General features: G+C 71.3%; 13 protein-coding genes. 5 read left to right on the forward strand and 8 right to left on the reverse strand.

Translation table 11 applies throughout. The features are described from left to right. The first annotated feature begins 6 nt into the window (after positions 1 to 6). The 4 genes from coaE (at position 7) to ABD899_RS06385 (ending at position 6,851) form a co-directional block, all read left to right on the forward strand. Positions 7 to 1,194 (forward strand): dephospho-CoA kinase, encoded by a 1,188-nt coding sequence (gene coaE, locus ABD899_RS06370; RefSeq protein WP_345203661.1) that lies wholly within the window; start codon positions 7 to 9, stop codon positions 1,192 to 1,194. A 283-nt stretch (positions 1,195 to 1,477) separates the two neighbouring features. Then, a complete protein-coding gene (locus tag ABD899_RS06375) occupies positions 1,478 to 3,430 on the forward strand; it encodes an HNH endonuclease signature motif containing protein (RefSeq protein WP_345203663.1) in 1,953 nt (650 codons plus the stop codon). A 147-nt stretch (positions 3,431 to 3,577) separates the two neighbouring features. After that, positions 3,578 to 5,689, forward strand: coding sequence for an excinuclease ABC subunit UvrB (gene uvrB / locus ABD899_RS06380; protein ID WP_345203666.1), 2,112 nt, complete (start codon positions 3,578 to 3,580; stop codon positions 5,687 to 5,689). Positions 5,690 to 5,819: 130 nt separating this feature from the next. Continuing rightward, positions 5,820 to 6,851: a TerC family protein gene (locus tag ABD899_RS06385; RefSeq protein WP_345203668.1), complete on the forward strand. Its 1,032-nt coding sequence runs from the start codon at positions 5,820 to 5,822 to the stop codon at positions 6,849 to 6,851. A gap of 52 nt (positions 6,852 to 6,903) precedes the next feature. Here the strand turns inward: ABD899_RS06385 and ABD899_RS06390 are convergent, their stop codons facing one another. The 3 genes from ABD899_RS06390 to ABD899_RS06400 form a co-directional block, all read right to left on the reverse strand. Next, entirely contained in the window at positions 6,904 to 7,785 is an 882-nt protein-coding gene (locus ABD899_RS06390; RefSeq protein WP_345203671.1) for an EamA family transporter, read from the reverse strand. Between the two features lie 82 nt (positions 7,786 to 7,867). Beyond that, positions 7,868 to 8,530 carry an MBL fold metallo-hydrolase gene (locus ABD899_RS06395; RefSeq protein ID WP_345203673.1) on the reverse strand — a complete coding sequence of 221 codons (663 nt, stop codon included), beginning with the start codon at positions 8,528 to 8,530 and terminating at the stop codon, positions 7,868 to 7,870. Between the two features lie 5 nt (positions 8,531 to 8,535). Next, entirely contained in the window at positions 8,536 to 9,231 is a 696-nt protein-coding gene (locus ABD899_RS06400; protein WP_345203676.1) for a maleylpyruvate isomerase family mycothiol-dependent enzyme, read from the reverse strand. Positions 9,232 to 9,280: 49 nt separating this feature from the next. Between ABD899_RS06400 and uvrA the strand changes: the two genes are divergently transcribed. Beyond that, positions 9,281 to 12,397, forward strand: a complete 3,117-nt coding sequence (uvrA, locus tag ABD899_RS06405) for an excinuclease ABC subunit UvrA (protein ID WP_345203892.1) — start codon at positions 9,281 to 9,283, stop codon at positions 12,395 to 12,397. 386 nt (positions 12,398 to 12,783) lie between these two features. Here uvrA and ABD899_RS06410 read toward each other — a convergent pair whose 3' ends face one another. The 5 genes from ABD899_RS06410 to ABD899_RS06430 form a co-directional block, all read right to left on the reverse strand. After that, the gene (locus ABD899_RS06410) at positions 12,784 to 13,488 is read right to left on the reverse strand and encodes an ABC transporter ATP-binding protein (protein ID WP_425474945.1); all 705 of its coding nucleotides are present in this window, start codon (positions 13,486 to 13,488) and stop codon (positions 12,784 to 12,786) included. A gap of 5 nt (positions 13,489 to 13,493) precedes the next feature. Then, positions 13,494 to 14,312, reverse strand: a complete 819-nt coding sequence (locus tag ABD899_RS06415) for an ABC transporter ATP-binding protein (protein ID WP_345203680.1) — start codon at positions 14,310 to 14,312, stop codon at positions 13,494 to 13,496. Next, positions 14,309 to 15,988 (reverse strand): ABC transporter permease subunit, encoded by a 1,680-nt coding sequence (locus ABD899_RS06420; protein WP_345203682.1) that lies wholly within the window; start codon positions 15,986 to 15,988, stop codon positions 14,309 to 14,311. Before ABD899_RS06420 ends, ABD899_RS06415 begins: the two co-directional genes overlap by 4 nt. After that, a complete protein-coding gene (locus tag ABD899_RS06425; protein ID WP_345203684.1) occupies positions 15,985 to 16,932 on the reverse strand; it encodes a branched-chain amino acid ABC transporter permease in 948 nt (315 codons plus the stop codon). Before ABD899_RS06425 ends, ABD899_RS06420 begins: the two co-directional genes overlap by 4 nt. A gap of 197 nt (positions 16,933 to 17,129) precedes the next feature. Further along, on the reverse strand, positions 17,130 to 18,362 hold the full coding sequence (locus tag ABD899_RS06430) for a branched-chain amino acid ABC transporter substrate-binding protein (protein WP_345203687.1): 1,233 nt from the start codon (positions 18,360 to 18,362) through the stop codon (positions 17,130 to 17,132). Positions 18,363 to 18,589: the final 227 nt, after the last annotated feature.

Below are 18,589 nucleotides of genomic sequence, written 5' to 3' on the forward strand. Positions count from 1 at the left end.
CGGTCCATGCTGCGCGTGGGCCTCACCGGCGGGACCGGGTCGGGCAAGTCCACCGTGTCCGCCCAGCTCGCGGCCCTCGGTGCCGTCGTCGTCGACGCGGATGCCGTCGCGCGCGAGGTCGTCGAGCCCGGCTCTCCCGCCCTGGCGGCGATCCGGCAGCGGTTCGGCTCGGAGGTGATCGGGCCCGACGGCGGCCTCGACCGGCCTGCGCTCGGCCGCGTCGTCTTCGGCGACGGCGCCGCCCTCGCGGACCTCGAGGCCATCACGCACCCGGCGATCTGGGCGCGGACGGCCGAGCTCGTCGCGGCAGCCCCACCGGATGCCGTCGTCGTGCACGACATGCCCCTCGTCGTCGAGAAGCGCATGGGGGCCCAGTACCACCTCGTCGTCGTCGTCGGTGCCTCCGAGGAGGTCCGGCTCCGCCGGCTCGTCGAGCTGCGCGGCATGACGGAGTCCGACGCGCGGGCCCGGATCGCCGCCCAGGCGGTCGACGAGGAGCGGCGGGCAGCAGCCGACGTGTGGCTCGAGAACGAGGCGACGCCGGAGGCGTTGCGCGCCTGCGTCCTGCGCCTCTGGCACGAGCGGATCGAGCCGTTCGAGCTCAACCTGCGCCACGGCATCCGGTCGCGGCTCACCCACCCCACGCTCTCGGCCCCCGACCCGACGTGGCCGGCCCAGGCCGCGCGCCTGCTCGCGCGCATCCGGCACGCCGTGGGCGAGGAAGCGGTGACGCTCGACCACATCGGGTCCACCGCGGTCCCGGGGCTCGTCGCGAAGGACGTCGTCGACCTGCAGGTGGGCGTCGCGTCGCTCGCCGCGGCCGACGATCCCGCCTTCGTCGGGGCGATGGCGACGGCCGGGTTCGTCCGTCAGGAGGGGAACTGGTGGGACAACGGCAAGGACGGCGTCCGGTGGGACAAGCGCTTCCACGCCTCGTGCGACCCCGGCCGGATCGCCCACGTCCACGTCCGTGAGGTCGGGTCGCCGGGGTGGTCGTGGGCCCTGATGTTCCGTGACTGGCTGCGCGCCGACGCGCAGGAGCGCGCCGGGTACGCGTCGATGAAGACGGTGCTGGCCACGGCGGTCGCGTCGACGCAGGACTACGCCGAGGCCAAGGAACCGTGGTTCGAGGACGCCGACCTGCGGGTGCGGGAGTGGGCGCGGCGGGTCGGGTGGTCGCCGCCGTCCTGGTAGCCCTCACAGGTGCTCACGGGCGCGCTCCGGGCCGTTCGGCACGGAGGGGGGTCGGGGCCGGGAACGGAGGCCGGGGGCTCGTGGGTCGGCGTCGGCATGCTCGGATCGTCCCACCGTGGCGTGGTCGTGGCCAGAGGGTCCGTGGGAGGTGGCGGCTGCGGGCCGGTCTCGGCGGTCGGTGTGAGCCGGGAGGGCCTGTCGGTGGGCGGCGATACGCTTCTCACATCAGCTCGAGCAGGGTGAGACCTGCTGGGGGAGAGCGGGATTGGGTGAAGGGGCGAGCATGGACGACGTCGTGACTCCGTCGGTCGACGGCGGTGCGCCGACCCGCGACGCCGCTCCGCCCTCGGAGGCCGAGCTGCTGGAGGCTCGGCGGGCCCTCGACACCCTGGCGCGTTGCATTCAGGCACATGGCCGCGCGTCGAGCCGCACCCGGGCCGAGTGGGCCGAGGTGGTGGCCGGCTGCCAGGGCCTCGTCAACACGGCGACCGCGATCCAGGACGCCGCCATCGCGCGGGTGGCTGCCGTCGAGGAGGAGTGGCTCGAGGACGGCACGGTCGTCGAGTCGAGGCGGGCCCTGGGGCACGTGGCTCTCGACGCCCCCGACGTCGTGGCCGGCCCGCTGTGCGTGTCGCACGCGTACGCGCAGCGGCGCGTCGTGCACGCCACCCGTCTCGTCGGCGCGGGCGGCGCCCGCGCGGGCAGCGAGCCCGACGGTTCGGATGCCGTGTCCGGGCTCGGCGCGCTGCACGCGGCGATGCTCGAGGGTCGGCTCGACGGATACCGGGCGGGAGTGATCGTCGACGAGCTCGAGGAGGCGCCGCTCGAGGTCGCGGCCGCCGTCGTCGCCGCCCTGCAGGGCCACCTCGGCGACGAGACGGCCACCCAGCTGAGGCGCCGGTGCCGGCGGGTGCTCACCCGGATCAGCCCCGATCTCCTGCGCCGGCGAGCCCAGCGTGCCCGCAAGGAGTGCGGGCTGCGCCGTTGGCCCGAGGGGCCCGGGGTCGACCACTGGGAGGGCACCTTCCCCTCCGAGGACGCCGCACTCGGCTGGGCGGCGGTCGACGCCCTGGCCCGCCGGTACGTCTCCGAGGGGGTGTGCGACGGCATCGAGGCGGCCCGTGGCCGGGCACTCATCGACCTCGTCACCGGCAGCGCGACGATCGACGCCGAGGTCGTCGTCACCGTCCCCGCAACCTCCGACCCGGTCGAGCGTGCCGAGCCCTCCGACGCTGACGGGGCGCCCGACAGCGCCACACCGGAGCGTCCCGCCCAGCACGCCGAAGGCACCGGGCCGGTCGGCCCTGCCGACCCGGTGGCAGACCCCGGGCTCGCCCGCAGCCCCCTCGGTCGGAGCCCGGGCGACCCCGAGGCGCTCGACCCCGGGCCGTCGCCCGACGACCTCGTCGAGATCCTCGGGCCCCTCCCCGGCGACCCGGTGCTCGTGCGACGGGAGTGGCTGGAAGCCCTCATCCGGGGAGCCATGACGCGCAACGCCCCCTGCGACCCGGCCACGGGGGCACTGCTCGACCCGACCGGTCGCGTGGCCTCGACGTACCGGCCGAGCGCTCGGGTCGCAGCGCTCGTCCGGACCCGCGACGGACGGTGCCGGTTCCCCGGGTGCTCCGTCGCGGCCCGGTTCTGTGACCTCGACCACGTCAGGCCGTGGCCGACCGGGCCCACGAGCGACCGCAACATCATGTGCCTCTGTAGACGGCACCACCGGATCAAGCAGCGGCCGGGCTGGAGGGTGCGCCTCCACCCCGACGGCACGGCCGTGTGGACCGACCCCACCGGTCGTCGGCGGATGACGGCACCGCGCAACCTCCTCGACCTCGTCGTCCTCCGCTCCCGCAGCCCGACGGTCACCGCCCCGGCGACCCCCGTGCCCGGTGACGAGCGGGCCAAGGGCACGGCATCCGGCTCGCCCACCGGGGCCACGGGTCCGGTGAGCGATCTCGAGACGGTTCTCGAGGTGCTCGGTGGTCACGACGACCTTCGGCCGCGGACGCCGGGGCCGAGTTCCGTGCGTGTCGGCGGGACGGCCGGTTCCCGGCGTGGACCGGGCGGGGTGTGGCGCGGCCCCCGGGTGCAGCTGCTTCGGATCGCCCCGCCACCGCGTCCCGACGCCACGGGGTGTCGGTCCTACACCTACACCGCGCCGCCCGGGCACCGTCGTCACCACCACCCCGGTCGCCGGGGCGGCAGGGCGGCCGTGGACCCGCCGCCCTTCTGACCATCCGCCGACCCGCGTCCCACCCGCGGTGCGCGGTCGGCTCGCCCCTGGTGCGGGGTCGGCCCAAGGACCGGTGCCGCGGCATGGCCAGCCGGGGCTGCACCGTCGCCCAGCCCCCGTGTCGGTGCCGCGGCATACCGTAGGAGCATGCGCCCGACCACAGAGCTCCAGCGGCGAGTCGCGCCCTTCGAGGTCGTCTCCGACTTCCAGCCCGCCGGCGACCAGCCCGCCGCCATCGCCGAGCTGGCCCGTCGGGTCAGGGCGGGGGAGACGGACACGGTGCTGCTCGGTGCGACGGGCACCGGCAAGTCGGCGACGACGGCCTGGCTCGTGGAGCAGGTGCAGCGGCCCACGCTCGTCATGGCGCCGAACAAGACCCTCGCCGCCCAGCTCGCCAACGAGTTCCGCGAGCTGCTTCCCCACAACGCGGTCGAGTACTTCGTCAGCTACTACGACTACTTCCAGCCCGAGGCGTACGTCCCGCAGACCGACACCTACATCGAGAAGGACTCCTCGATCAACGACGAGGTCGAGCGGCTGCGCCACAGCGCCACCAACTCGCTGCTCACCCGGCGCGACGTCATCGTCGTCGCCTCGGTGTCCTGCATCTACGGCCTGGGCACCCCGCAGGAGTACGTCGACCGCATGGTGCCGCTGCGGGTCGGCGACGAGGTGCCTCGCGACGACCTCCTGCGCAAGTTCGTCCACATGCAGTACACCCGCAACGACCTCGCCTTCACCCGGGGCACCTTCCGGGTGCGGGGTGACACGGTCGAGATCATCCCGATGTACGAGGAGCTGGCCCTGCGCATCGAGTTCTTCGGCGACGAGATCGAGGCCATCTACACCCTCCACCCGGTCACCGGCGAGGTCGTGCGCCAGGAGGACGAGATGTACGTCTTCCCGGCCTCGCACTACGTGGCCGGCCCGGCGCGCATGGAACGGGCCATCGCCGGCATCGAGCGCGAGCTCGAGGAGCAGCTCGCCGTCTTCGAGCGGCAGGGCAAGCTGCTCGAGGCCCAGCGCCTGCGGATGCGCACGACCTACGACATCGAGATGATGCGCCAGGTCGGGTCGTGCTCCGGCATCGAGAACTACTCGATGCACATCGACGGCCGCTCTCCGGGCAGCGCACCCAACTGCCTCCTCGACTACTTCCCCGAGGACTTCCTCCTCGTCATCGACGAGTCCCACGTCACCGTCCCCCAGATCGGCGCGATGTACGAGGGCGACGCCTCGCGCAAGCGCACCCTCGTCGACCACGGGTTCCGCCTGCCGTCGGCCATGGACAACCGGCCCCTGAAATGGGAGGAGTTCCTCGAGCGCATCGGCCAGACCGTCTACCTGTCGGCCACCCCGGGCGCCTACGAGCTCGCCAAGGCGAGTGGCGTCGTCGAGCAGATCATCCGCCCCACCGGTCTCGTCGACCCCGAGATCATCCTCAAGCCGACGAAGGGGCAGATCGACGACCTCCTCCACGAGATCGGCATGCGTGCCGAGCGCGACGAGCGCGTCCTCGTGACGACCCTGACGAAGAAGATGGCCGAGGACCTCACCGACTACCTCCTCGACAAGGGAGTGCGGGTGCGCTACCTCCACTCCGACATCGACACCCTGCGCCGCGTCGAGCTGCTCCGCGAGCTGCGGCTGGGCGAGTTCGACGTCCTCGTCGGCATCAACCTGCTCCGCGAGGGGCTCGACCTGCCCGAGGTCTCCCTCGTGGCCATCCTCGACGCCGACAAGGAGGGCTTCCTTCGGTCCGGACGCAGCCTCATCCAGACCATCGGGCGCGCGGCGCGCAACGTCTCGGGCCAGGTGCACATGTACGCCGACAAGGTCACCCCGTCGATGGCGGAGGCCGTCGAGGAGACGACGCGGCGGCGCGAGAAGCAGATCGCGTACAACCGCGAGCGGGGCCTGGACCCCCAGCCGCTGCGCAAGAGGATCAACGACATCACCGACATGCTCAACCGCGAGGACGCCGACACCGAGGAGCTCCTCGGTTCCGGGCGGGCCCGTTCGCGCGGAAAGAGCGACGGCGGGCGCGGTGGCCGGGGCGCGGCATCCGCCGACATCGCGCTCGGCGCCCGCCGGTCCGCGCCGGTGGCGGCGAGCGACCTCGCGGGCCTCATCCAGGAGCTCAGCGCCCAGATGCACCAAGCGGCCGCGGACCTGCACTTCGAGCTCGCGGCCCGGCTGCGCGACGAGATCGGTGACCTCAAGAAGGAGCTCCGCCAGATGAGCGAGGCCACGAGGTGACCTCACCCCACCACCGACCGGTCCGGCCCCATGAGGAGGTGCCCGCCGTCGAGCCCCCGCCCCGTGCGAGCACACCGGGGGCGCGTCACGCGCGTTCGTGGGGGCGGGCGTGCCTCGGTAGACTCCGCCGGTGACCTCAGCGATCCTTCCGACCGCCACCGAGACCCTCGACCTCGACCCCTGGGTGTGGTGGGTCACGATCGGCGTCGCTGCCGCCGTCCTCATCTTCGACGTCGTCTGGATCGCCCGAAACCCGCACCGCCCGTCCAACAAGGAAACAGGCCTCGCCCTGACCGTCTACGTCGGTGGGGCCATCCTCTTCGGCCTGGGCATGTGGTACTTCGCAGGCGCCCAGCTCGCGGGGGAGTTCTACGCCGGCTGGCTCACGGAGTACTCCCTCTCCGTCGACAACCTCTTCATCTTCCTGCTCATCATGGCGAAGTTCGCCGTGCCCGAGAAGCTCCAGCAGTTCGCCCTCATGATCGGCATCATCATCGCCATCGTGCTGCGCGGCATCTTCATCTGGCTCGGCGCGGCCGCGATCGAGAACTTCAGCTGGGTGTTCTACATCTTCGGTGCCTTCCTGATCTACACGGCGGTCAAGCTGGCCCGTGAGGGGGAGACCGACGACGACGAGTACGAGGAGAACCGCTTCATGAAGTGGGTGGAGTCGCGCTTCCCCGCGACCCAGCAGTACCACGGCACGAAGCTCTTCCTCGTGGTGAACGGCAAGCGCCTGGCGACCCCGCTCTTCTTCGTCATCGTGGCCCTGGGCACGACCGACCTGCTCTTCGCCCTCGACTCCATCCCCGCGATCTACGGCCTGACCCGCGAGCCCTACATCGTGCTCGTCGCCAACCTCTTCGCGCTCATGGGGCTGCGCCAGCTCTACTTCCTGCTCGGCGGCCTGCTCCAGAGGCTGGTCTACCTCAGCATCGGCCTCGCGGTCCTGCTGGCCTTCATCGGCGTCAAGCTGCTCCTCCACGCCCTCCACGAGAACGAGCTGCCGTTCATCAACGGCGGCGAGAACGTGCCCGTGCCCGAGATCCCGATCTGGATGTCCCTCGGAGCCATCGTCGTCATCCTCGGCACGACGACGGTCCTCAGCCTGCTCAAGACCCGGAAGGACGAGCGGGAGGAGCAGCAGCGGCTCGGCTCCTGACCGGCATCCGTGCGTCCGGTGCGTCCGTCGGCGCAGCCGGATGCCGTGCGCGTCAGGTGTTCGCGGTCTCGGCCGGGTCCGGTTCCCGGCGCGCACCCAGCCCGAGCACGAGGGCGGAGGCGGCCACGACGAGCGCCATGCCCGCGAGCTGGGTCGCCGAGAGCACCTGCCCGAGCACGACGAGACCGGCGAGGGCGGCGGCGGCCGGCTCGAGGCTGAGCAGGATGCCGAACACCTTCGCCGAGAGCCTGCGCAGGGCGAGCAGCTCGAGCGAGTAGGGCAGCACCGACGAGAGCACGGCGATCCCCAGGCCCTTGAGGATCGTCTCGCCGGTCCACGACGGCACGCTCGAGACGCCGAACGGCAGGGTCACGACGGTCGCCACGACCATCGCGATGGCGAGCCCCTCGAGGCGGGGGAAGAGGGCCCCGGTGCGCCCGGAGAGCACGATGTAGGCGGCCCAGAACCCGCCGGCCGCCAGGGCGAGTGCGATGCCGACCCACTCGAGCTCGGCGAGCGGGGTCTCGAGGGCCTCGGAGATGAGCACGACGCCGAGCGCGGCCGCCACGACCGCCACCGCGTCGACGAGCCGGCGGGACATCGCCGCCGCGAGCGTGAGCGGGCCGATGAACTCGATCGTCACGGCGACCCCGATCGGCAGGTGGACGAGGGAGCTGTAGAAGGCGAAGTTCATCAGGCCGAGCGCCACGCCGAAGGCGATGACAGTGAGCCAGGCCCGGCGCGAGTGCCCGTGCCACCGGGGTCGCACGATGAGCAGCAGCAGCGCGGTGGCGATGAGCAGGCGCAGCACGACCGACCCGCCGGCGCCGATGACCGGGATGAGGGTCTGGGCGAGCGCACCGCCGAACTGCACGGACACGATCCCGCCGAGGACGAGCAGGGGGGCAGGGACCCGGTCGGCGGCGCTCGTCACCGGGTCAGGCTAGCCAGCCGACGCCGGTGCCCGAGCGCTGCGTCCGGTCGCCCACGGACGGGACGGCCGTCCGCACCGCCGGTCACCAGCCGCGTTCGCGCCACTCGTCCAGGTGCGGCCGCTCGGCTCCGATCGTCGAGTCGTCGCCGTGGCCGGGGTAGAACCACGTGTCGTCGCCGTGGGTCGCGAACAGGCGCTCGACGACGTCGCGGTAGAGCGAGTCGAAGCTCTGCCCGGGGTTCTTCGTGTTGCCCACGCCCCCGGGGAACAGCGAGTCGCCGGTGAACAGGTGGGCGTGGCCGTCGGGGTCCGCCCACGACAGCGCGACCGACCCGGGGGTGTGGCCGCGCAGGTGGATGACGTCGAGCTCGAGCTCGCCCACGGTGACGACGTCCCCGTGCCGCAGCCGCACGTCCGGCGCCACCGGGAGGGCGTCGGCGTCGTCGTCCCCGGCGTACGTCGTGGCGCCGGTCGCCCGGGCGACGTCGGCCAGGGCCCGCACGTGGTCCCAGTGGCTGTGCGTCGTGACGAGGTGGTCGAGCCGCCCGGTGCCCTCGCGCACGAGGCCGAGGCAGCGGTGGGCGTCGTCGGCGGCGTCGATGAGCAGCTGCTCCCCGGTGGCGTTGCAGGTCACGAGGTAGACGTTGTTGTGCATCTCGGAGACCGACATCTTGCGGATCGTCGCGCGCTCGAGCCGGCGGATGTCGGTCGGGCCTCCGGGGGTCACGTGGCCGGTGTAGGTCACGGGTGTCACCGTCCCTTCGGGAGTCGGGGGAGGGGGTCGCCGGCCACCCCGCCGGTGAGCCCGCGGGCCAGCCAGGCGAGGAGCGCGGCGGGGGAGCCGGTCACGGATGCCGTGCCGACGCCGACCGTCCACTCGTCACCCTCGGGGGTGCGCAGCGTCAGGTCGGGAGCGGGGTCGAGCGCGCGGAGGCGGCGGACCTCCTCGGCGATGAAGGCTCGGAGCAGGTCGGGCTCGACCCCGGCGAACGTGAAGCCCGCGTCGAGGTCGACGTGGTGGTAGACGACCTCGCGCAGCCTCATGAACGGGATGTTCTTCGCCTTGACGAGGAACTCGCCGGGCGTGCGCTCGAGCCGCTGCTCGGCGTGCCCGGGGCCGAGCCGGGGCAGCACCTGGGCGAGGGACCCGGCGCTGGCCTCGACGTCGGCGACGAGCTCGTGCAGCGGCCGGGCGGCGCCGGCCTCGATGTCGTCGTCGCGAGCCTGCGGGCTCGCGTACATCGTCTCGCCGGTGCCGTCGACGGCGGAGCGGACGAGGGCGGACAGGCCGTCGGCGTTGCGGGCGAGGTGTGTCAGGACGTGCCCGCGTGTCCACCCCTCGCAGAGCGAGGGTGCTGCCGCGTCGTCGAGCGCGCGGGCCGTCGCGAGGAGGCGGTCGGTGTGCGGCGTGACGCGGGCGAGGACGTCGGGGATGCCGGTGGCCATGCTCCGAACGCTACCCCCGGGCACCCACGCCGGGGCCCCGACGACGCCGATGGGGGGTCTGTCGGTGGTCCCACCTAGGCTGGACGACGTGAGTCATGACCACCTCGTCGTCCGTGGTGCCCGCGAGCACAACCTCAAGGACATCAGCATCGAGCTGCCCCGCGACAGCCTCGTCGTCTTCACCGGCCTGTCCGGGTCCGGCAAGTCCAGCCTGGCCTTCGACACCATCTTCGCCGAGGGCCAGCGCCGCTACGTCGAGTCGCTCTCGGCGTACGCCCGCCAGTTCCTCGGCCAGATGGACAAGCCCGACGTCGACTTCATCGAGGGGCTCTCGCCGGCGGTGTCCATCGACCAGAAGTCGACGAACCGCAACCCCCGGTCCACCGTCGGCACGATCACCGAGGTCTACGACTACCTGCGGCTGCTCTTCGCGCGCGCGGGGCGTCCGCACTGCCCGGTGTGCGGTGAGCCGATCACCCGCCAGAGCCCGCAGCAGATCGTAGACCGGCTCCTCGAGCTGCCCGAGCGCACCCGGTTCCAGGTGCTCGCCCCGGTCGTGCGCGCCCGCAAGGGCGAGTACGTCGACCTGTTCGCCGAGCTGCAGTCCAAGGGCTTCGCCCGGGCCCGCGTCGACGGCGAGGTCGTCGCCCTCACCGACCCGCCGAAGCTCGAGAAGCAGGTCAAGCACACGATCGACGTCGTCGTCGACCGCCTCGTCGCCAAGGGCGCCGACGACACCTCGGCCAAGCGGCGCCTCACCGACTCGGTCGAGACGGCCCTGGGCCTCGCCGGCGGTGTCCTCGTCGTCGAGTTCGTCGACGTCGAGGAGGGCCACCCCGAGCGCGAGCGCCGCTTCTCCGAGAAGATGGCCTGCCCCAACGACCACCCGCTCCAGATGGACGAGGTCGAGCCGCGCTCGTTCTCGTTCAACAGCCCGTTCGGCGCCTGCCCCGAGTGCACCGGCATCGGCACCGAGCTCGAGGTCGACCCCGACCTCATCGTCCCCGACGAGGACCTCAGCCTCGGCGAGGGGGCGATCGCGCCGTGGGCGAGCGGGTCCGGCGCCGCCGACTACTTCCAGCGGGTCATGGCGGCCCTCGCCGACGACCTCGCCTTCTCGATGGACACGCCGTGGCGGGCGCTTCCGCAGCGCGCGAAGCAGGCGCTGCTGCACGGCAAGAACCACAAGGTCCACGTGCGCTACCGCAACCGCTTCGGCCGGGAGCGCTCCTACTCCACGGGGTTCGAGGGGGCCGTCGAGTTCGTCAAGCGACGCCACGCCGAGACCGACTCCGACTGGAGCCGCGAGCGCTACGAGGGCTACATGCGCGAGGTCCCGTGCCCCGTCTGCCGCGGCGCCCGGCTCAAGCCCGAGTCCCTCGCGGTGCTCATCGGCGGGCGCTCGATCGCCGAGGTGTCCCGGCTGGCGATCGCCGACGCCGCACGCTTCTTCGACGACGTCGACTTCACGGTCCGCGAGCGCCAGATCGCCGAGCGCGTCATCAAGGAGATCAACGCCCGCCTCGGGTTCCTCCTCGACGTCGGGCTCGACTACCTCAGCCTCGACCGGCCGGCGGGCACGCTCTCCGGCGGGGAGGCCCAGCGCATCCGGCTCGCCACCCAGATCGGGTCAGGGCTCGTCGGGGTGCTCTACGTGCTCGACGAGCCGAGCATCGGGCTGCACCAGCGCGACAACCACCGCCTCATCGAGACGCTGACCCGGCTGCGCGACCTCGGCAACACCCTCATCGTCGTCGAGCACGACGAGGACACCATCTCCACCGCCGACTGGGTCGTCGACATCGGGCCGGGCGCGGGCGAGCACGGCGGGCAGGTCGTGCACTCCGGCACGGTCGCCGACCTGCTCGCCCACCCCGACTCGCTCACCGGCAAGTACCTCTCCGGCCGCCGCGAGATCCCGACGCCCACGGTGCGGCGCCCGCAGGAGAAGGGCAGGTCGGTCGCCGTCGTCGGGGCCAGCGAGCACAACCTCGACGCGGTCTCGGTGTCCTTCCCGCTCGGCAACCTCGTCGCCGTGACCGGCGTCTCGGGCTCGGGCAAGTCCACGCTCGTCAACGACATCCTCTACAACGTCCTCGCCAACAAGCTCAACGGCGCCCGGCACGTCCCCGGCCGGCACAAGACGGTCACCGGGCTCGAGCACCTCGACAAGGTCGTCCACGTCGACCAGGGCCCGATCGGCCGCACCCCGCGCTCGAACCCGGCGACGTACACCGGCGTGTTCGACCACATCCGCAAGCTCTTCGCGACGACGACCGAGGCCAAGGTCCGCGGCTACCAGCCCGGCAGGTTCTCGTTCAACGTCAAGGGCGGTCGCTGCGACGCGTGCTCGGGCGACGGCACGATCAAGATCGAGATGAACTTCCTGCCCGACGTCTACGTGCCGTGCGAGGTCTGCCACGGGGCGCGCTACAACCGCGAGACGCTCGAGGTGCACTTCAAGGGCCGCACGATCGCCGACGTCCTCGACATGCCGATCGAGGAGGCCGCCGAGTTCTTCTCCGCCGTGCCCGCCATCGCGCGGCACATGCGCACGCTCAACGACGTCGGCCTCGGCTACGTCCGGCTCGGCCAGCCGGCGCCCACGCTGTCCGGCGGTGAGGCCCAGCGCGTCAAGCTCGCCACCGAGCTGCAGAAGCGCTCCACCGGCCGCACGATCTACGTGCTCGACGAGCCGACGACCGGCCTGCACTTCGAGGACATCCGCAAGCTGCTCGGGGTGCTCCAGGGCCTCGTCGACAAGGGCAACACGGTCATCGTCATCGAGCACAACCTCGACGTCATCAAGAGCGCCGACTGGATCGTCGACCTCGGGCCCGAGGGTGGCAGCGGCGGTGGGCGGGTCGTCGCCGAGGGAACTCCCGAGCGCGTCGCGACCCTCGAGCACTCGCACACCGGCCGGTTCCTCGCGCCGGTGCTCGCGAAGACCGCCCGCACCACGGCCCGCGCCACCGGTGCGCGCGCCACCGCGGGCACCCGGGCCCCGGCGAGGAAGGCCACGACCGGCACGGTGTCGGCGGCCACCGACCCCCGCACACCCCGCGCGGCTGACGGACGGTCGGCGGCCACCAAGCCGGGGGGCACGAAGCAGGCGGCCACGAAGGCGTCGGCCCGCAAGGCGCCGGCCAAGCGGGCCGCCGGCTGAGCGTGCCGACCGAGCGGGCCGCCGGCTGAGCGTGCCGACCGAGCGGGCCGCCGGCTGAGCGTGCCGACCGAGCGGGACGCCGGCTGAGCGTGCCGGCCGAGCGGGACGAGAGCGAGCCCGGATGCCGTGGCACGGCATCCGGGCTCCTCGGCCCCAGCATCTTTCCCGCCGGATGGGGGAAACCTGAGGTTCGCGGCGGAACCTCACCACTGTCGACCGGGCGACGAACAAGCCTCGGAGATATCGGGGCCCTGACCCCGCTTTGTCCGACCCTTGTGCCGGTGGGGGGCGATCGTCGGGCGGGTAGGTTGCCCCGCATGGACCTCGCGAGCCCCGCGAACCTCGAGGTTTCCGCATCCGGCGGGAAACCTGTGGTGATGCGGGGGTCAGTCCTCGCCCAGGTAGGCCTTGCGGACGTCCTCGCTCGTGAGCAGCTCCTCACCGCTGCCGGTGAGCACGATCTTGCCCACCTCGAGCACGTAGCCCTTCGTCGCCCGCTTGAGCGCGGCCTGCGCGTTCTGCTCGACGAGCAGGATCGTCGTGCCCTGCTGCTGCAGGGTCGTGACCGTCGTCATGATCCGCTTCATCATGAGCGGCGATAGGCCCATCGACGGCTCGTCGAGCATGAGCAGCTTGGGACGGCTCATCATCGCGCGCCCCATGGCGAGCATCTGCTGCTCGCCGCCCGAGAACGTGCCGGCGGGCTGGGCGCGCCGCTCCTCGAGGATGGGGAACAGCTCGAACGCCGCCTGGAGGTCGGAGTCGATGTCCTTGTCCTTGCGCGAGAAGGCGCCGAGCAGGAGGTTCTCCTCGACGGTCAGGCGCGGGAAGATCCGCCGGCCCTCGGGGGAGTGCGCCAGGCCGAGCTGGACGATGTCGTGGGCCTCGACCTTCGTCAGGTCCTGGCCCTGGAAGGTGATCGACCCCGCGCTCGGGCGCAGCAGCCCCGAGATCGTGCGGAGCGTCGTCGTCTTCCCGGCGCCGTTCGTGCCGATGAGGGTGACGACCTCGCCCTCGTCGACGCTGAAGCTGATGCCCTTGACGGCCTTGATCTTGCCGTACGACACCTCGAGGTCGCGGACCTCCAGCATGGCGCTCACGCGCTCTCCTCCTCGTCGTCGCCACCGATGTAGGCCTCGATGACGCGGTGGTCGGACTGCACCTCGCCGGGGGTGCCCTCGACGAGGAGGGCTCCCCGCACGAGGCAGAGCACGCGGTCGCAGAGGTTGAAGATGAACCGCATGTCGTGCTCGATGACGACGACCGCGAGCCCGCTGTCCCTGATCTTGCGGATCAGGTGCATCGTCTCCTCGGTCTCCTTGGGGTTCATCCCGGCCGTCGGCTCGTCGAGCAGCAGCAGCTGCGGGTCGGTGGCCAGTGCGCGGGCGATCTCGAGCCGGCGCTGGTCGCCGTACGGCATGTTGCGGGCGAGCAGCTCGGTGGACCTCGCGAGCCCGACGTAGTCGAGCAGCTCCTGTGCCCGCACGCGGGTCGCCTCCTCCTCACGCCGGAACTTCGGCCCGCGCAGGATCGAGGTGAGCGCCATCGACGACGTGCGGCAGTACCGCCCGACCATGACGTTCTCGAGCGCCGTCATGTTCGCGAACAGGCGGATGTTCTGGAAGGTGCGCGCCATGCCGGCCTTGACGACCTTGAGCGGCTTCGGGGGCAGCGTCTGGCCGTTGAGCTCGACGCGGCCCTCGGTGGGGATGTACATGCCGGTGAGGCAGTTGAAGAACGTCGTCTTGCCGGCCCCGTTGGGGCCGATGAGGCCGACGATCTCGCCCTCGTGGACCTTCATGCTCACGTCGTCGACGGCCGTGAGGCCGCCGAAGCGCATCGTGACGCCGTTGGCCTCGAGGACGACCTTCTCCCCGACCTGGTGCCCGGTCGACTGGGGTTCCGTGACGGTCATTTCGCCTCCTGGAGGTGCTCGGCCTGGAGGAGCTCGCTGAGCTCCTCGTCCTCTTCGTGGAACTCGAGCTGGCGCCGCTTGCTGGCGATGAGGCCCTCGGGACGGAACCGCATCATGACGACGAGCAGCAGGCCGAACATGAGCAGCCGGTACTCGTTGACCTCGCGCAGCTTCTCGGGGAGGAGCTTGAGGATGGTCGCCCCGACGAGCACGCCGAGCACCGTGCCCATACCGCCGAGGACGACGGCCGACAGGAGGAACGCCGACTCGAGGAAGATGTACTGGTCGGGCGTCACCGAGGTGTCGACGTGGGCCTTGATGGTCCCGGCGAGGCCGGCCAGCGCCGCACCGACCGCGAAGGCGAGCAGCTTGAGGCCGAAGGTGTTGACGCCCATCGCCTCGGCCGCGCGCTCGTCCTCGCGGATCGCGACCCAGCCGCGCCCGATCCGGCTGTCGTTGAGCCGGGTGAACACGAGCATGACGAACATGAGGAGGAGCAGGAGCAGGAAGTAGTAGTTGCTGAACCGGCCGAGCGGGATGCCCGCGACCGTGTGCACCTCTCCGAAGTCGAAGCCGAAGAAGTTGAGGTCGGGGATGCCGGGGATGCCGTTCGGGCCGTTCGTCAGGGACGGCCCGTTGTTGCCGTCGAGGTTGAACATCGCGAGGCGGAAGATCTCGCCGAACCCGAGGGTCACGATGGCGAGGTAGTCGCCCGAGACCCGCAGCGTCGGCGAGCCGATGATGAGGCCGAACACGGCTGCCGTCGCCGCGCCGATGAGCATGACGACGACGAACGGCGGCTTGATGTCGACCGTCGCGAAGGCGGAGGTCGACAGCATCGCCCCGACGTACGCCCCGGTGCCGAGGAAGGCGATGTAGCCGAGGTCGAGCAGCCCGGCGAGGCCGACGACGATGTTGAGGCCGAGGGCCGTGGCGGCGAAGATGAGGATCTGCGTCGCGATCGACATGTTGGCGTCGGAGCCGTCCTGGGTGAACGGGAAGAGGAAGGCGACGAGGAAGGCGGCCAGGAGCAGGGGGCGACGGTTGTTGGCGCCGATGAAGCCCAGGTAGGCGCCGAACCCGGTTGCCAGCAGCCCACCGACGAGGGCGATGAGGGCGACGAGGAACGACGCGAAGATGACGCCGTCGTCGATCTCGAGCGTGTAGGCGAGGGTGAAGAGCAGGACCGCCATGAGCACGACGATGATGAGGATCTCGACCGTGCTGCTCAGCCGCGGCCACGCCATGACGTCGACGTCGACCTCGGGGGACAGGAAGCCGGCAGCGGCCGTGAGCACGGCGCCGGCGAGGGCCACGTAGGCCCCCTCGTTGACGTTGATGAGGCCGCCGCTCTGGTACGAGATCGCCGCCGCGACCCAGACGACGAAGACGAACGCGGTGACGCCGAGGAACCGCAGGCCGCGGGCCGGGCTCAGCCACGCGGGACGACGCAGGAGCAGGGCGCCGAGGACGACCGCGATGACGCCGAAGAGCATGGCGTAGATCTGGATGCCCGCCGGGTAGAAGCGGATCGACAGGTCACCGAGGATGCGGTCGTCGTAGGACCAGGACAGCAGTCCGCTGAGGATGATGAGCGCGCCGCCGGCGATCGCCAGCCAGGGGGCCTTGGCGCCGTGCGCGGTCCGGACGCTGTCCGGGAGCGAGTACTTGCTCATGCCCGGTCAACCACCTTCGCGCCGAGGATGCCCTGGGGACGGAAGACCAGGACGAGGATGAGGAGGACGAACGCCCAGACGTCCTTCCACGGGCTGCCACCGAAGGTGCCCGGGATGAACTGGACGGCCATGGCCTCGACGATGCCGAGGGTGAGCCCGCCGACGACGGCACCCCAGACGTTGCCGATGCCGCCGAGCACCGCGGCCGTGAAGGCCTTGAGGCCGGCGAGGAAGCCCATCCGGAAGTTGATGTTCGTGACCTGAAGGCCCTGCGCCACGCCGGCGACGGCCGCGAGCGTGGCGCCGACGGCGAACGCCACGACGATGATCCGGTTGACGTTGATGCCCATGAGCCGCGCGGTGTCGGGGTCCTGGGACACGGCCTGCATGCCGCGACCGGTCTTCGTGCGGTTGACGAAGAACCACAGCCCGGCGGCGCACATGATAAGGCAGCCGATGGTGAACAGGGCGGAGCGCTGGATCGTCACGTTGCCGACCTCGAAGGCCGGGCCGGTCACGACGTCGATCTGCGGGAAGGGCACGCGTTGCTTCGCGTCCGGGAAGTCCACGAACGGCATCCGGCCGTAGAAGAGCCGGATGAACTCCTGGAGGAAGACCGAGATACCGATGGCCGTGATGAGGGGCGCCAGGCGCGGCGCACCACGCAGGGGACGGTACGCGACGCGCTCCATGAGCACGGCGGTGGTGACCGAGGCGGCGATCGCGCCCGCGATCATGAACGGCAGGGTCCACAGGGCGGTCTCGCCCTCGAAGAAGATCAGCCACGTCGAGAGGGCTCCGAATGCGCCGATCATGAAGATCTCGCCGTGGGCGAAGTTGATCAGCTGGACGATGCCGTAGACCACGGTGTAGCCGACTGCGATGAGGGCGTAGAGCGATCCCAGGGTCAGCCCGTTGACGAGCTGCTGGGCGAATTGGTCCACCACGATCTCCTAGGTGTCGTGAACAGGCTGGGGGGAGCGTAGCGGCTGCGACGAGCGCTGTCCCGCGCCACGCGGCATCCGTCGAGGCATCGCCGGGCCCGGCGGCCGGCGCCCGCGGACAGCACGGCGGGGGTGGTCCGGGTGGACCACCCCCGCCGTCAGGGCGCCGTCACGAGCGTGACGTCACGCCGCTGGGATCACTTGAACTCCGCGGTGTTCACGGCCTCCCACTTGCCGCCCTTGACGCCGTAGACGGTGAGGACGCGCGAGGTCGTGTCACCGAACTCGTCGAAGGCCACGGCACCGGTGACGCCGTCGAAGGAGACGTCCGACATCGCGTCGATCGTGGCCTGGCGGGACGCCTCGGCCGAGTCGGCGCTGGCGAGCGAGACCTTGAGGGCCTGGATGATCGCGTTGGCGGCGTCGAACGCGTAGGCACCGTAGGCCTCGTACGGCTCGGCGTAGCCGGCGGCCTCGTAGGCGGCGATGAAGTCCTTCGCCGACTCGAGGGTGTCGGTCGGGGCGCCGACCGAGGTGGCGAGGTCGCCCTCGGCCGTGTCGCCGGCGAGCTTGATGAACTCACCGGAGTAGATGCCGTCGCCGCCCATGAGCGGGACGTTCAGGCCGGCGGCCTTCATCTGCTGCGAGAACGGACCCGCCTGCGGGTACTCGCCGCCGTAGTAGACGGTCTTCGGGTTCGACGGCTTGATCTTGCTGATGACGGCGTCGTACTTGTCGTCGTCGGGGTTGATCGTCTCGGCCGCGACGACCTTGCCGCCGAGCTTGGTGAACTCGGCCGCGAAGGCGTCGACGAGGCCCTGGCCGTAGGTCTTCTTGTCGTGGACCGTCGCGACCTCCTTGATGCCGGCCGTCTCGAACAGGTAGCGCGCCGCGAAGGGGCCCTGGACCGAGTCGGTCGTGCAGGTACGGAAGTAGTTGGGGTAGGTGCGCTTGGGCGCCGTCGCGAAGTCCGCGCCCTGGGTGAGCGAGGGGTTGGTGTTCGCGGGCGAGACCATGACGATGTTCGCCGAGGCGAGCACCGGCTGGACGCTCTGCGCCACGCTCGAGTTCAGCGTGCCGACGACACCGACGACGTCGGCGTCCGAGGCGAGCTTGGTCGCGGCGTTCTTGCCGACGTCGGGCTTGGCCTCGTCGTCCTCGGCGGCGAGCTCGAGGGTCCAGCCCGGGATGGTGCCGGCCTCGTTGGCCTGCTTGATGGCGAGGTCGACCGAGTTCGAGATGCCCTTGCCGAGGGCGGCGAGGTCACCGGACAGGGGCGCGATGACGCCGATCTTGGCGACCTTGTTCTCGCTGGAACCAGAACCGCCGGTGGACTCGCTGTCGCTCTCGCCGCGCGTGCCACAACCGGCGAGCGCGAGCGAGGCCACGAGCAGCGAGGCGCCAACGGCAACCACGGAACGCTGGGGCACGTTTCCTCCTGAGTAGAGCAGATGGGATGAGCTGGTGTGCTCGTGCCCGCGTCTGGCGAGCATGCGAACTGTAACCACACGCCGTCGGCGAGGCCCAGCATTGACGTCAGAGTGGTGCCGAGTTGTTACCTGGCCTCCGACACGCGACCCGTTCTCCCGCGGTCCCGCCCCCGGCACAGGTTCGGCGGTGATACTCGGGGGACGCACCCGGCCACGGCGCCGACGAG

The sequence above is a fragment of the Fodinibacter luteus genome (assembly GCF_039541575.1).
In the GTDB taxonomy this organism is placed as follows: Bacteria; Actinomycetota; Actinomycetes; order Actinomycetales; family Dermatophilaceae; genus Fodinibacter; species Fodinibacter luteus.

Excerpts from the sequence above, each read along its gene's own strand:
- ABD899_RS06420 (WP_345203682.1), bottom strand. The coding sequence starts at position 15,988 with ATGAGCAAGTACTCGCTCCCGGACAGCGTCCGGACCGCGCACGGCGCC.
- uvrA (WP_345203892.1), top strand. The coding sequence starts at position 9,281 with ATGGGGGGTCTGTCGGTGGTCCCACCTAGGCTGGACGACGTGAGTCAT.
- ABD899_RS06400 (WP_345203676.1), bottom strand. The coding sequence starts at position 9,231 with ATGGCCACCGGCATCCCCGACGTCCTCGCCCGCGTCACGCCGCACACC.
- coaE (WP_345203661.1), top strand. The coding sequence starts at position 7 with ATGCTGCGCGTGGGCCTCACCGGCGGGACCGGGTCGGGCAAGTCCACC.
- uvrB (WP_345203666.1), top strand. The coding sequence starts at position 3,578 with ATGCGCCCGACCACAGAGCTCCAGCGGCGAGTCGCGCCCTTCGAGGTC.
- ABD899_RS06415 (WP_345203680.1), bottom strand. The coding sequence starts at position 14,312 with ATGACCGTCACGGAACCCCAGTCGACCGGGCACCAGGTCGGGGAGAAG.
- ABD899_RS06375 (WP_345203663.1), top strand. The coding sequence starts at position 1,478 with ATGGACGACGTCGTGACTCCGTCGGTCGACGGCGGTGCGCCGACCCGC.
- ABD899_RS06410 (WP_425474945.1), bottom strand. The coding sequence starts at position 13,488 with ATGCTGGAGGTCCGCGACCTCGAGGTGTCGTACGGCAAGATCAAGGCC.